General features: G+C 67.0%; 13 protein-coding genes. 8 read left to right on the forward strand and 5 right to left on the reverse strand.

The window, feature by feature from the left end; genetic code table 11:
- Positions 1 to 21 precede the first annotated feature (21 nt).
- The 4 genes from SMN802W_RS0104265 to dapF all read left to right on the forward strand — a co-directional run bounded on the left by SMN802W_RS0104265 (position 22) and on the right by dapF (position 3,325).
- Complete coding sequence (locus SMN802W_RS0104265) at positions 22 to 1,131, forward strand: phosphotransferase enzyme family protein (protein ID WP_019515652.1); 1,110 nt, start codon at positions 22 to 24, stop codon at positions 1,129 to 1,131.
- Positions 1,131 to 1,685 carry a nicotinamide riboside transporter PnuC gene (pnuC, locus tag SMN802W_RS0104270; protein ID WP_019515653.1) on the forward strand — a complete coding sequence of 185 codons (555 nt, stop codon included), beginning with the start codon at positions 1,131 to 1,133 and terminating at the stop codon, positions 1,683 to 1,685. The genes SMN802W_RS0104265 and pnuC overlap by 1 nt, the downstream gene beginning before the upstream one ends.
- 98 nt (positions 1,686 to 1,783) lie before the next feature.
- Entirely contained in the window at positions 1,784 to 2,257 is a 474-nt protein-coding gene (locus SMN802W_RS0104275; protein ID WP_026325733.1) for a DUF6456 domain-containing protein, read from the forward strand.
- Between the two features lie 108 nt (positions 2,258 to 2,365).
- Complete coding sequence (gene dapF, locus SMN802W_RS0104280; RefSeq protein ID WP_019515655.1) at positions 2,366 to 3,325, forward strand: diaminopimelate epimerase; 960 nt, start codon at positions 2,366 to 2,368, stop codon at positions 3,323 to 3,325.
- Between the two features lie 58 nt (positions 3,326 to 3,383).
- On the opposite strand, the gene ligD is transcribed toward dapF, so the two are convergent.
- The gene (ligD, locus tag SMN802W_RS0104285) at positions 3,384 to 5,801 is read right to left on the reverse strand and encodes a DNA ligase D (RefSeq protein WP_019515656.1); all 2,418 of its coding nucleotides are present in this window, start codon (positions 5,799 to 5,801) and stop codon (positions 3,384 to 3,386) included.
- A gap of 7 nt (positions 5,802 to 5,808) precedes the next feature.
- Complete coding sequence (gene ku / locus SMN802W_RS0104290) at positions 5,809 to 6,705, reverse strand: non-homologous end joining protein Ku (protein WP_019515657.1); 897 nt, start codon at positions 6,703 to 6,705, stop codon at positions 5,809 to 5,811.
- Positions 6,706 to 6,792: 87 nt separating this feature from the next.
- Between ku and pdxH the strand changes: the two genes are divergently transcribed.
- Genes pdxH through SMN802W_RS0104305 form a run of 3 tightly spaced genes read left to right on the forward strand, consistent with a single transcriptional unit; the run spans position 6,793 to position 9,154 of the window.
- Positions 6,793 to 7,371: a pyridoxamine 5'-phosphate oxidase gene (gene pdxH, locus SMN802W_RS0104295; protein WP_019515658.1), complete on the forward strand. Its 579-nt coding sequence runs from the start codon at positions 6,793 to 6,795 to the stop codon at positions 7,369 to 7,371.
- Complete coding sequence (locus tag SMN802W_RS0104300; RefSeq protein ID WP_019515659.1) at positions 7,368 to 8,315, forward strand: cation diffusion facilitator family transporter; 948 nt, start codon at positions 7,368 to 7,370, stop codon at positions 8,313 to 8,315. Before pdxH ends, SMN802W_RS0104300 begins: the two co-directional genes overlap by 4 nt.
- 35 nt (positions 8,316 to 8,350) lie before the next feature.
- Complete coding sequence (locus SMN802W_RS0104305) at positions 8,351 to 9,154, forward strand: PhzF family phenazine biosynthesis protein (RefSeq protein WP_026325734.1); 804 nt, start codon at positions 8,351 to 8,353, stop codon at positions 9,152 to 9,154.
- Between the two features lie 19 nt (positions 9,155 to 9,173).
- Here the strand turns inward: SMN802W_RS0104305 and SMN802W_RS0104310 are convergent, their stop codons facing one another.
- On the reverse strand, positions 9,174 to 10,064 hold the full coding sequence (locus SMN802W_RS0104310; protein ID WP_019515661.1) for a prephenate dehydratase: 891 nt from the start codon (positions 10,062 to 10,064) through the stop codon (positions 9,174 to 9,176).
- A gap of 106 nt (positions 10,065 to 10,170) precedes the next feature.
- Here SMN802W_RS0104310 and SMN802W_RS0104315 point away from each other — a divergent pair, with 106 nt between their 5' ends.
- A complete protein-coding gene (locus tag SMN802W_RS0104315; protein ID WP_019515662.1) occupies positions 10,171 to 10,875 on the forward strand; it encodes a c-type cytochrome in 705 nt (234 codons plus the stop codon).
- Positions 10,876 to 10,882: 7 nt separating this feature from the next.
- Here SMN802W_RS0104315 and SMN802W_RS17500 read toward each other — a convergent pair whose 3' ends face one another.
- Positions 10,883 to 11,992, reverse strand: coding sequence for a cache domain-containing protein (locus SMN802W_RS17500; RefSeq protein WP_019515663.1), 1,110 nt, complete (start codon positions 11,990 to 11,992; stop codon positions 10,883 to 10,885).
- Positions 11,993 to 12,111: 119 nt separating this feature from the next.
- Positions 12,112 to 12,999 carry an LOG family protein gene (locus SMN802W_RS0104325; protein WP_019515664.1) on the reverse strand — a complete coding sequence of 296 codons (888 nt, stop codon included), beginning with the start codon at positions 12,997 to 12,999 and terminating at the stop codon, positions 12,112 to 12,114.
- Positions 13,000 to 13,030 lie beyond the last annotated feature (31 nt).

The raw sequence follows: 13,030 nt of genomic DNA on the forward strand, positions 1-13,030 counted from the left end.
ACTGGCCACCGCGTGCACGGCATGGTGCTGGCGATGGAGGCGCCGACATGGCCTGCGATCACGCAGGACGAAGCGGAGGCCGTGCTTGCCCGCTTCCCGACCGCCGCACCGATCGAAGCATTGTGCTGGCATTCCCCGCGTCCGTTCTCGGCGGCGACGCTGATCGACACGGTGGACGGCGCGCTTGTTCTCAAACGCCACGATCGCCGGGTGCGTACGGTCGCCGGCTTGGCGGAGGAGCATGCCTTCATCGCGCATCTCGCCAGCGCCGGAACATCGGTGCCCGATGCGCTGCGGACGGCCGACGGGGAGAGCGCGGTCGCGGTGGGTGAATGGAGCTACGAACTCCATAGGCGCGGGGCGGGGAACGATGTGTACCGCGACCGTCCGTCATGGACGCCGTTCCTGTCCGAGGTGCATGCTCGTGAAGCGGGCATCGCGCTGGCTCGACTGCATGAGGCGTCGCGCGGCTTCGATGCGCCGGCCCGCGTCACGCAACCGCTCGTCGCCAGCCTTTCCATCCTGTCGGCGTCAGATCCGCTGTCCGGCGCCGAGGCCTATGTCGATGCACGTCCGGCATTGGCTGCGTTTCTGTCGGGACGGCAGTCGCAACGCTGGCTGTCGTCGCTCTTCGCGGCGACAGGCGACGACCTGCCGCGCCGCCTCGCCGATCAGCCACCGCTGTGGACCCACAACGATTGGCACCCGTCCAATCTGCTCTGGATGGCGGACGGCACGGTTGAAACCGTGTTCGACTTCGGTCTGGCCGATCGGACCTGCGCCCTGCACGATCTGGCGATCGCGATCGAGCGGACCGCTTTCGCATGGCTGGAACTCGGCCAAGTGGGCGACGATACCATCGCCAACCCTGCGGCCGCGTTTGCGCTGCTCGCCGGATATGAGGCGATCCGCCCATTGAACCGCGACGAGATCGACTTGCTCACTCGGCTGCTGCCGCTGGTGCATGTCGAATTCGCTTTGTCCGAGATCGATTATTTCGCCGGGATCGTCGGTGATCCCGATGCGGCGTCGCTGGCCTGGGAGGGCTATCTCCTCGGTCACGCCGACTGGTTCCGTTCCGCAGTGGGGAAGGACTTCCTCACGCGGCTTCGCGCCGGTCGCAGCCTTTGATGTCGCCGCTCGAGGTCGCCGCTGTCGCGACCAGCTTCCTTGCGATCTGGCTGACGGCGCGGCGCAACATGCTGTGCTGGCCGCTCAACCTCGTCGCCTGTGCCTTGTACTTCAAGCTGTTCCTCGACGTGCGCCTCTACGCCGACATGGTGCTCCAGGCGCTGTTCGGCGTCGGCATCCTCTATGGTTGGATCGTCTGGCTTCGCAGCAGGCACGACACCGGCGAGGTCATCGTGCTGCCGCTGCGGCGGGTGCGCGCGCTGGCAGGTCTGGCCGCCGGCGTGCTCGGCGGGGTGGCGATCGGATGGTTCACCAGTCGCTATACCGATGCGGCGCTGCCATGGCTTGACGCGATGCTCAGCAGCTTCAGCCTGGTTGCGCAATATTGGACGGCGCGCCGTCATCGCCAAAGCTGGCTGCTCTGGATCGCGGTCGACATCATCTATGTCGGCATGTTCGTCGTGAAGGGGCTTGTGCTGACGGCGGGGCTCTATGCGGTGATGATCGGCCTCGCGGTGATCGGTTACCGGGCATGGCGGACGGTGCGAGACTAGCTGGTCAACGCCTTCTCACTCCCAGGTGTATCAGTCGGCTGTCCTACACATGCCCGATCGTGCCAACGCCCGCGCCGGATAGAGCGATGGGAGTCGACATGCGCGAGTTGGTGGACCGGATGATCGATGCGAGCGGGCGGCAGTGCGCGGTGCCGCCCGGCCGGCGGGTGACGGGACGCAGCGTCACCGTCAACCTGCGCGAGTCGCCGCTCGCCTGGCTTGCCGCGCGCGGACTAGTGTCGGCGCGGCAGGCAGAAGCGGGCGAGCGGTTGCGCTGCGATTACGAGAGTGCGGCGATTACGCCGGCGGTGACGATGCGCTGGGAAGCGCGCGTCGACGGCGGGACGGGCGACGGCCTCAGCCCCGGTGAGCGGCAGGTGGCGGCGAAGCGGCGCTTCGACGCCGCCATCGCGGCGGCGGGGCGGGGGTTGTCGGACATCCTGTGGCGCGTGATCTGCGCGGGCGAGGCGCTTCCCGCGGCCGAGCGCGATCTCGGCTGGCCGGCGCGCAGCGGGCGGCTGGTGCTGGGGCTGGCGCTTGACCGGCTTGCGGATCATTACCGGCTGCCCTGATGCGCGCGTCGACGCTGGATGCGCAACCAAGCCGGCTTGAACCGGTTGGCCCTTCGCGCCGATAGGAGCCGTCATGACGATCGTTCATCCCGCCGCCGGAGCCTGTTGATGCTGGTGCGCTTCACCAAATGCCACGGATCGGGCAATGATTTCCCGCTGGTCGACGCACGCGACTGGAGCTTGTCGGACGGCGAATGGGCCAGTCTCGCGCGCGTGCTCGCGACGCGCGACGGGCCGGTCGGCGGCGACGGCATCCTTGCGCTGGTTGTGGGCGACGAGGCGGCGGCGTTCGGCATGCGGATGTTCAACAGCGACGGATCGGAGGCGGAGACGTGCCTGAACGGACTGCGCTGCGTCGCGCGCGCCGGCTTCGCGGCGGCCGGGGTCGAGACCGCCACTGTCCGGTTGAAGACCTCGCACGCGCAGGTCGAGCATGTCGGCGATCTCGCACCCGGCGTGTACACGGTGGCGGAGACGGCGGGTCCGGTATCGCTCGCGACGGCGGACTGGCCGATCATTGGCGCCCCCGAACGGCTGATCGATGCGGTCGTGCCCGGGCTGTCGAGCCAGCGTGCCTTTACCGCGATCGCGATCCCCAACCCGCATCTCGTCACCTTCGTCGACCGGATCGACGAGGCCGAACTGGTCGCAGTCGGCGAGGCGTGCGAGGCGGCGCCGGCATGGCTTCCCAATCGCGCCAACGTGTCCTTCGTCGAGCGGCGCGGCGACACCACCTTGTTCGTCCGCACGTTCGAGCGCGGGGTGGGCCTGACCAACAGCTGCGGCAGCGCGATGGCGGCGTCGACCTATGCCGCGTGCCTGACCGGCCGAGTGGAGTTCGGGCGCGAGATCACCGTGCTCAACCGCGGCGGGCTGGTCCGTGCGCGCGCCGAGGTCGACGCGATGGTGACGCTCAACGGTAATGCGACATGGGAGTGGGACGGAGAGGTCGAGGTCGACCTCGCGTCCGAGCGGGCGGGAGAAGTGACGGTGCTGCGCCGCTACGATGACGAAGTGGCGGCATGGCGTGCGGTGACTGAGGAAGCGCGGCCAACTGCTCCTGCGTAACCGGCTAGACTGTCGCTGCTTGGTTAGAGGTGCGGTCTCGCGTCGGATGGGCGGCGCCCTACAGGTTTGGCAACGCCTGATCCGCAATCCCCCAGCCTGACAGCGCGCGGTCGTTCGCGCGTGCGATCAGCGCGTCGGCGTCACCCACGTGCCAGTTCGCAGCGGTGTCGAGGTCGCGCAGTTCGCTCCACGTGACGGGTGCGGCGACCGGCGCGCCGGCGCGCGCCCGCGCTGAATAGGGCATAATCGCGGTCGATCCGCGTCCGTTGCGTAGATAGTCGATGAAGATGCGACCCTTGCGCTTCGTCTTGCTCATGTTCGCCACGAAGCGCACAGGGTCGGCCTGCGCCAGCGCGCGCGCGAACCGCTCGGCGAAGTCGTGCACGGCGGGCCAATCGGCCTTTGGGGTGAGCGGCACCACGACGTGGATGCCCTTGCCTCCCGACAGCAAGGGGAAGCTGGCGAGCCCGATCTCGCCCAATTGATCGCGCACGAACTCGGCTGCCTTCTTCGTCTCGGCGAAGTTCAGCCCCTCGTCGGGGTCGAGGTCGAAGATCATGCGGTCGGGCCGCTCCAGCGCGTCGACGCGCGAACCCCAGCCGTGGAACTCGATCGTTCCCATCTGCACGCAGGTGAGCAGCGCTGCGGCGTCATCGATCCAGAGGTAATCCTCTTGCGCGCCGTCCTTTTCCGCGACCGCTACCCGGTGTACGGCGTCGCCGAACGATCCCGCGTCGTGCTTCTGGAAAAAGCATTGCTTGGCGCGTCCCTGCGGGCAGCGCACCAGGCTGATCGGACGGTGCCCACTCCACGGCAGCATGATCGCGGCGACCGCGGTGTAATAATTGGCGAGGTCGCCCTTGGTCACCTTAGCATCGGGATCGATCACGCGGTCGCGGTTGGTGATCTTCACGCTTGGCGCTGGCTTAGCGGCGAGCGGGCGCGGTTGTTCGAGCAGGACCTCGGACGCTGCCTTGTCGCCACGCAGCCCGAGGAAGCTCGGGTGGCGCAAAAGGCCGTCGGGCGTCGTTTCGGTGAAGGCGATCTCGGCGACCAGATCGGGGCGGACCCAATGTGCGCCCCGGACCATCGCGCGCGGCGCGTCGACAGGCGCGGTCTTGCGCGCACGAGCGTCGAGCTGTTCGCGCAGGTCGTTCATCAACGCCTGCGTAAGGCCGGTGCCGACCTTGCCGGCGTAGCGCAGCTTGCCGCCATCATGCACGCCGAGCAGCAGCGACTTGAACCCGCGCTTCTTGGTCGAGGGCAGCCAGCCCAGAATCACGAACTCCTGCCGGCGGGTGCATTTGATCTTGAGCCAGTCGGACGAGCGCCCGCCATGGTAGCGCGCATCGGCCCGCTTCGACACGACGCCCTCCAGCGCCTCGGCGCACATCTTGTCGAGCAACTGCTCGCCGCTGCCGACCACGTGCTCGGCATAGTGGAGCCGGGCGTCGTCGCCGATGACAGCCTGCAACCGCGCCTTGCGTTCGATCGTCGGCAGCGCGGTCAGGTCCTCACCATCCAGCGCGAGCAGGTCGAACGCGAACATCGTCATCTCGCCGCCCGACGCGATCGCGTCCTTGAGCGTCGAGAAGTCCGGTCGCCCGTCCTTGAAGGCGACGATCTCGCCATCAATCAACGCCGATCGCACGTCGAGCGCGGCGGCGGCCGCGGCGATGCCGGGGAACTTGTCGCTCCAGTCTAGCCCGCTGCGGGTGAATACCTTCGCTTTTTCACCCGCCACTGCGACCAGCGCGCGGTAGCCGTCGTACTTCACCTCGTGCAGCCACGCAGTGCCGGTCGGCACCGTATCCACCAGAGCGCACAACTGCGGTTGGGTGAAGGCGGGCAGGGCGGCGGGTTGGGCAGCCTTCTTCCGCACGGGCTTGCGCTTCTGCTTCTTGCCCTCCGCAATCTCTTGCATCGTTCGCCCGGTCGACACGCTGGTCAGCGCGGTTTCGACCAACGTGTCGGTGCCGCCGGCCGCGGCGTCGCCGATTTTGCGCAACAGCCAGTTCTCGCGCTTCTCCTTCGCCAGCGGTTTGAGGCGGATCAGCAGCCACTCGCCGCGCATCCGCTCTCCGTCGAGAACGAAGTGGAGGTGCCCGGCGTCGAGGTCCTTCGCGCTCTTCCCCTTGATCGGCGACCAGGTGCCGCGGTCCCACAGCATCACCGTGCCGCCGCCGTACTCGCCTTCGGGAATGGTGCCCTCGAACGCGCCGTAGTCGAGCGGATGATCCTCGGTCCTGACCGCCAGCCGTTTCTCGTCGGGATCGAGGCTGGGCCCGCGCGTCACCGCCCAGCTTTTCAGCACGCCGTCGACCTCCAAACGGAAGTCCCAATGCAGCCGCGTCGCGTCGTGCTTCTGCACCACAAAGCTGTTGCCGTGGTCTTTCGCCAGCGTGCCCGCAGGCTCGGCCGTGCGCGTGAAATCGCGCTTGGCATTGTAGCGGGCGAGGGGGTCGACAACGGCCATCGTTGCCTCAGGCACGCTTCTTTGCGGGTATGGCCTTCTTCGTCGCCGGCTTCTTCGCGGCTGGTTTCTTGGCATCGGTTTTCGGCGCTGTCTTCTTCGCCGGCTCGCTGCCCGACTTGCCCTCCATCGACTTCTTGAGCGCCGCCATCAGGTCAACGACGTTCGACGCCGAGCGTCCGCCCTCATCCTTGTCCTCGATGATCTTCGTGTTTTTCTTCGACTTGCGCTTGCGCTCGATCAGGTCCTTCAACGCGTCGACGTAGCGATCATGGAACTCCTGCGGATCGAACGCCGCGGTCTTGCGGTCGATCAGCGCCTCGGCGAGGTCGAGCAGTTCAGGATCAGGCTTGCTGTCGGGTATGTCGCGGAAATATCCTTGCGCCTTGTTGACCTCGTCCGCGTAGCGCAGCGTTTCCAGGATCAGCCCGCGCCCGCACGGCTTCAGGCTGACGATATATTCGCGCCCGCGCATCGCCAGTTGCCCGAGCCCGACCTTCTTGGTCCGACGTAGCGCCTCGCGCAGCACGATGAATGCTTCTTCGGCCAGATCATCGGCCGGCACGACGAAATACGGCTTCTCGTAATAGAGGACGTCGATCTCCGACTGATCGACGAATTGCGTCAGCTCCAACGTCTTTTTCGATTCGAGCTTCACCGCGTCGATCTCGTCCTGCTCCAGCAGCACGTACTCGCCCTTCTCGACCTCGAAGCCCTTGATGATGTCGTCGGCGTCTACAGGGCCGATGCCAGGGGCGACCTTCTCATACTTGATCCGCTCGCCCGAGGGTTCGTGGATCTGGTGAAACGCGATCTGCGCGCCAGACTTGGTCGCGGAATAGATCTCGACCGGGATCGAGACGAGCGCGAGGCGGATTTGCCCCTGCCAGTAAGCGCGCGCGGCCATTTATCGAAACCCTTCGTTGCGTAAGCGATTCAAATCATGAGCGAAGGAGTCGTTCCGAACCCGCGCCGCCTGCGCTATGGAGCGGGCATGAGTGACGATCCTTTCGTGCTGTTCGACGCCTGGTATGCCGAGGCGAGGGAGAGCGAGCCCAACGACCCCAATGCCATGGCGCTAGCGACGGCCGACGCCGCCGGGCGTCCGTCGCTGCGCATGGTGCTGCTGAAAGGGCATGGATCGGATGGCTTCGTGTTCTACACCAACCGCGGCAGCCGCAAGGCCGAGGCGCTGGCCGAGAACATGCAGGCGGGCCTGCTGTTTCACTGGAAATCGCTGCGGCGGCAGGTTCGTGTCGAAGGCGCGGTGAGCTTCGCAAGCGATGCGGAGAGCGACGCCTATTTCGCGACCCGCGGCCGGGACTCGCAACTGGGTGCGTGGGCGTCCGACCAGTCGCGCCCGCTCGACACGCGTGCGACGTTCGAGGCACGCTTCGAGGAGATGAAGGCGCGTTTCGACGGGCAGGACGTGCCGCGCCCGCCCAATTGGGGCGGCTACCGCGTGACGCCCGACCGGATCGAGTTCTGGCAGGATCGCGCGCATCGCCTGCACGAGCGTCGCCTTTTCACGCGAACCGGTGACGGATGGAGCGAAGGATTGCTGTTCCCATGACCGAGAGTGAACGCAAGCGCGTGATCCCGATCGCGATGCGCGCCGCGCTGGCGAGCGTCGCGATGGCGACCAGCCTGCTGGTGGTAAAGGGCTATGCCGCATGGCACACCGGATCGGTCGCGATGCTCGGGTCGCTCGCCGACACCGGGCTCGACCTGCTCGCCAGCCTCGTCACGCTCTACGGCGTCAAGCTCGCTGCCGAGCCTGCCGACCACGACCACCGCTTCGGGCACGGCAAGGCGGAGGCGCTCGCGGCGCTGTTCCAGGTCGTGCTGATCACCGCTTCGGCGATCGGCATCGCGTGGCGCGCGGTGGAGCGCTTCTCCGCGCCGCAGGTCAACGAGGATGCGGGGCTCGGGATCGGCGTGTCGGTGCTGGCGATCCTCGCGACGATGGTGCTGCTGGCGTATCAGCGCAGCGTAATCCGCAAGACCGGATCGGTCGCGATCCTTGCCGACAACGTCCATTATCAATCGGACGTGCTGTTGAACGTCGCGGTCATCGCCGCGCTGGTGATCGACCAGTATCTGGGCGTGAAGGGCGCCGATCCGATCTTCGGCATCGCGATCGCGCTGTGGCTCGTCTGGGGCGCATTTCAGGCGTCAAGCCAGGCAATCGACATGCTGATGGACAAGGAATGGCCGGAGGACCAGCGCTCGGCCTTCATGGAAGTCGCCGCGCGCCAGCCCGGTATCCGCGGCATCCACGACTTCCGCACGCGCCGCGCCGGCTCCCATGATTTCGCGCAATTCCACATGGAGGTCGACCCCAATCTCACCGTCCGTGAGGCGCACGACATCGTCGAGTCGGTCGAAATCGCGTTGCGGCGTACCTTTCCGAAGGTCGAGACGCTGATCCACCTCGATCCCGAGGGGCACGAAGACACCGACAATCCGCTGGTCGAGGCCGACGCAACACCGCACTGGTTCGGCAAGCGGCTGTAGCGCCGTCGTTCCCCCGACAGCTTCAAGGACACATGATGCGCATCCCCTTCACCCAGGTCGACGCCTTCGCCGAGGAAGCGTTCGGGGGCAATCCGGCGGCGGTGATGCCGTTACCCAAGTGGCTTGATGACGACACATTGCTCGCCATCGCGGTCGAGAACAATCTGTCCGAAACCGCTTTCCTGGTGCCCGACACCAGCGGCGAGGCGGATTACGAGCTGCGCTGGTTCACGCCGGGCGCAGAGGTCGCGCTGTGCGGACACGCGACGCTGGCGAGCGGGCATGTCGTGCTATCCTCCGATGCCGATCGCGAAAGCGTCCGTTTTCGTACGCGGCAGGCCGGCGTGCTCGAGGTCGCGCGTGACGGACACCGTTATGCGATGGCACTGCCCGCCTGGGTGCCGCAGGCAAAGCCGCTGCCCGAGATTGTCGCCGGGCTGGAGCTGCCGGACGGCGCGGTGCAGGATACGCTGTGGCACGACAAGGGCTATGCGCTGGTCGTGGTCGAGAACGAGCAACAGGTGCGTGATTGCGCGCCCGACATGCGCGCGCTGGCGCCGCTAGGCCCTTATGTCATCATCGTCGCCGCGCCGGGCGAGACGAGCGACGTGGTCAGCCGCGTGTTCGTCCCCGCGTTCGACATCGACGAGGATCCGGTCACCGGCTCGGCGCACGCAGTGATGGTGCCTTATTGGGCCGAGCGGCTCGGGCGCGACCGGATGAGCGCATATCAGGCATCGGCGCGCGGCGGGCGATTGTCGTGCCGGCTCGACGGCGACCGCGTGATGCTGGGCGGCGCGTGCGTGACGGTGATCGAGGGCACGTTCCTAATGCCGTGAGGTGCCGGCCAGGCGTGATCTAGCCGCGGCGTCGCGCCTGCGCGTAGGTGCCGAGCACGCGGACCCATTTGGCGTGGAACCCCAGTTCCTCCATCGCGCGGTCGAACCCCGGCTCGCCGGGTTTCCCTTCCACGTCGCAGAAAAACTCGGTCGCGGCAAAGCTGCCGCCGCGCTGGTAGCTTTCCAGCTTGGTCATGTTGACGCCGTTGGTCGCAAAGCCGCCCATCGCCTTGTAAAGCGCGGCGGGGACGTTCTTTACCTCGAAGATGAAGGTTGTCATCCACGCGTCCCCCCCGACCGCCGGGCGGCTGCCACGTGCGAGCGCGACGAAGCGCGTGGTGTTGTGGTCCGCGTCGGCGATGTCGACGCCGAGCAGGTTCAACCCGTAAAGCGCGGCAGCACCCGGCGGCGCCAGCGCGGCGACGCGCGGATCGGCCAACTCGGCGACGATCGCGGCGGCGCCGGCGGTGTCGGGGTAATTGACCGGCTTGATGTTATGCGCGCGCAGCCAGTGGCGGCACTGGCCGAGCGCCTGCGGATGACTCATCGCCTCTGCCACTTCACCCGCTGTGCCGACGCCCATCAACGCGTGGCGGATGGCAAGGAAATGCTCCCCGGTGATGACCAGCCCTGATTCGGGCAGCAGGAAATGGATGTCGGCGACGCGGCCGTGGAGCGAGTTCTCGATCGGGATCAGCGCGTGCGCGGCACGCCCCTCCTTCACCGCGTCGAGCGCATCCTCAAAGGAGAAGCACGGCAGCGGCAACGCCTCGGGGAACGCTTCGGTGATCGCGACATGGCTGTTGGCGCCCGGCGCGCCCTGGAATGACACCGTGCGCTCGGGCTCGGCGGTGGCGGCGGCGATCATCGCGTCGACGATCGGGCGGGCGGGGGCGGCGTAGTTCTGCATGGCTGGCTGCCGGCGGGTAGGGCGCGGGGGCGGGTCGCTCAAGTGCGCTTGCGGTGCTGGCCGCGCTTTTCTATGGGTTGGCCACAATTAGGGGCGGTTCTACGACATGGACGATCGGAACAACACGATTGCGGGCTGGGTGCTGGCGGGCTGCGGTGCGGCGCTGGGGCTTTCGATCGTGGGCGGCATGATCTTCCACGGCGAGCGTCCCGAGAAGATGGGCTATGCGATCGAGGGCGTCGAGGAGGCCGGCGGCGGCGGTGAAGCGAAAGCGGTGCCGATCGCGTCCTTGCTCCCGACCGCAGACCCGGCGAAGGGCGCCGACGTGTTCAAGAAGTGCGCCGCCTGCCACACGATCAACCAGGGCGGCGCGAACGGCGTCGGACCCAACCTGTACGGCACGCTGGGTGAGCCGATCGGGCAGGGCAAGGGCGGCTTCGCCTTTTCCGACGCGTTGAAGGGTGTCGGCGGCAATTGGGACTTTGAGCGCATGAACGCGTGGCTGACTTCTCCACGCAAGTTCGCCAACGGCACCAAGATGACCTTTGCCGGGCTTTCGAGCCCGGAGGATCGCGCCAACGTGATCGCCTACATCAACCAGCAGGGCTCGAACCTGCCGCTGCCCGCTGCCCCGGCACCGGGTGCGGATGCGGGTGCAAAGGACGCAGCGGTCGCCAATGTGACCGACGCGGCGAAGGGCAACACCGCCGACATCGCGAACACCGGTACGCCTGCCTCCGGCGCACCGTCGATCGATCCCAACGCGTCGAAGGACAAAGCGCTGGCGGTCACCCCGCCGGCCAAGCAGTAACCGCGCGCTACGCCGCAGCGTCGAGGCGTCGCGGCGTGACCAGCGAAGGCGCGTTGTCGCTTCCCGCCCGCGCGGCGCGCAGGCGCAGCGTGCCGGCGATCTCGTCCTCACGCGCGACACGATCCTCGATGATGCAGCGAAAGGCGAGGCCGGGAATGCCGTGGTCGGTCGGGACCGCCGCCTGCGCCACGATCAGCCCGTCCAGCGACTGAAGCCGCGCCTCGCCCGCGGTTGCGGCGGCATAGGGCAGGTCGTGGTGGAAGGGGTAGGGGCCGGTGGTCGCGACCACGCGGGCGGCGCGGTCGACGATCGAGATGGTGGCGCGACTGCTCGCGCGTCGGATCACGTCGAGGATCGCGGCAGTCTGTCCTTCGAAGTCATATTCCAGGTAACAGACGCCTAGGATCTGTTCCTCGATCTTCACCGGAGCGACGAAGACCAGCACCTTTCGCTTGTTCGACCACGGGTTTTCCCACACCTCGTCGGTCGCCCACCCACCGCTCGCTCCGCCGGCCATGATGTGGTTGAATTGCGGATAGCCTGAGAAGTTGACGCCGCGAACCGCCGCATTGTCGTGCGCGCATGCGACGACGTCGCCGTCCGCATTGACGACAAAGGCGTTCAGGAAATAGGGCGAAAAGCGCAGCAGCGACTGCAATCGCTCAAGCGCGCGGGCTCCGGCGCGCGTCAAGGGCGCCGATCCGCCGTCGAGCAGGACCGCTTCCTGGATCGACTGATCGCTGGCGAGCATCCTGACGTCGATCGAGCGATCGAACAGCGAGCGCGACAGCGTGTCGGCGATCGACTGCGCGAGTTCGCCGAGGCGGCCGCCTTCCACCTCCTGCACCAGCTCTCCTGCGATCGCGGCGCCGTGCCGGATGCGTCCGAGCACCTCGTCGCGGAACGAACTGGCGGCAGCGCTCGCCTGTCCGGCCAGCGCCTTCACCTCTTGCGCCACGACCGCAAAACCGCGGCCTGCCTCACCCGAACGCGCCGCCTCAATCGCGGCGTTGAGCGCCAGCAGCTTTGTCTGCGCGGCGATCACCTCGCTACGCTGCGCGTGCGCGTTGACATCGTCTCCAAGGGTGGTGAGCAGGGAACGGATACGACGCGGCATGGACACCCCGATGACGAACGGTGCTCTGCGATAACCTAAGCTACTTAACAAACCCGTTAGCCACGGGAGGTCGGGCACGAAGATCGACGCGCCCGATCGTCGGTCGGTTCGGCAGCCGCTCAACGCGGCGGCTGCGGCATCCGCTCCTGCCGCTCGCGGTAGAATTCCTGTACTACCGCCCAGCCCTCGGCCGCGCTTTCGACGTAGCGGAAGATGCCCAGGTCGCGTTCCGACACGACGCCTTCCTCCACCAGCGCGTCGAAATTGACCACGCGCTGCCAGAACTCGCGCCCGAACAGCAGCACCGGCATCGGCTCGATCTTGCCGGTCTGGATCAGCGTCAGCAGCTCGAACAGCTCGTCAAACGTGCCGAACCCGCCCGGGAACGCTGCCAGCGCGCGCGCGTGAAGCAGGAAGTGCATCTTGCGGAGCGCGAAATAGTGGAACTGCGTCGACAAGGACGGGGTAACGTAGGGGTTTGGCGCCTGCTCGTGCGGCAGGACGATGTTCAACCCGATCGACTCGGCGTGCACGTCGGTCGCGCCGCGGTTGGCGGCTTCCATGATCGACGGGCCGCCGCCCGAGCAGACCACGAAGTGGCGCTTACCCGCCTCGTCGCGCGGGAAGTTGGAGCATAGTTGCGCCAGTTCGCGCGCCATGTCGTAGTACTTAGACTTCGCAACCAGGCTCTCGGCGATGCGGCGGCTCTTCTCGTCGGTCGCCATGTCGAGCAGCGCCTGCGCCTTGGCGGGCTCGGGGATGCGCGCCGAGCCGTAGAAGACGAAGGTCGAGCCGATATGCGCCTCGTCCAGGATCAACTGCGTCTTGAGCAGCTCGAGCTGGAAGCGGACCGGGCGCAAATCCTCGCGGACGAGGAAGTCCATGTCCTGGAACGCCAGCTTGTACGCCGGGCTCTCGGTCTGTGGGGTGGAGATGCTCTGACGGGCGGCGTCGGCATCCTGCTTTGCGCGCGGGAAGACGCGGCTGGGTACGCGGGTTTCTGTCATTCGCAGGCGATAAGCCGCGCGGATGACGGCT

The organism is Sphingomonas sp. Mn802worker, assembly GCF_000382485.1.
Taxonomy (GTDB): Bacteria; Pseudomonadota; Alphaproteobacteria; order Sphingomonadales; family Sphingomonadaceae; genus Sphingomonas.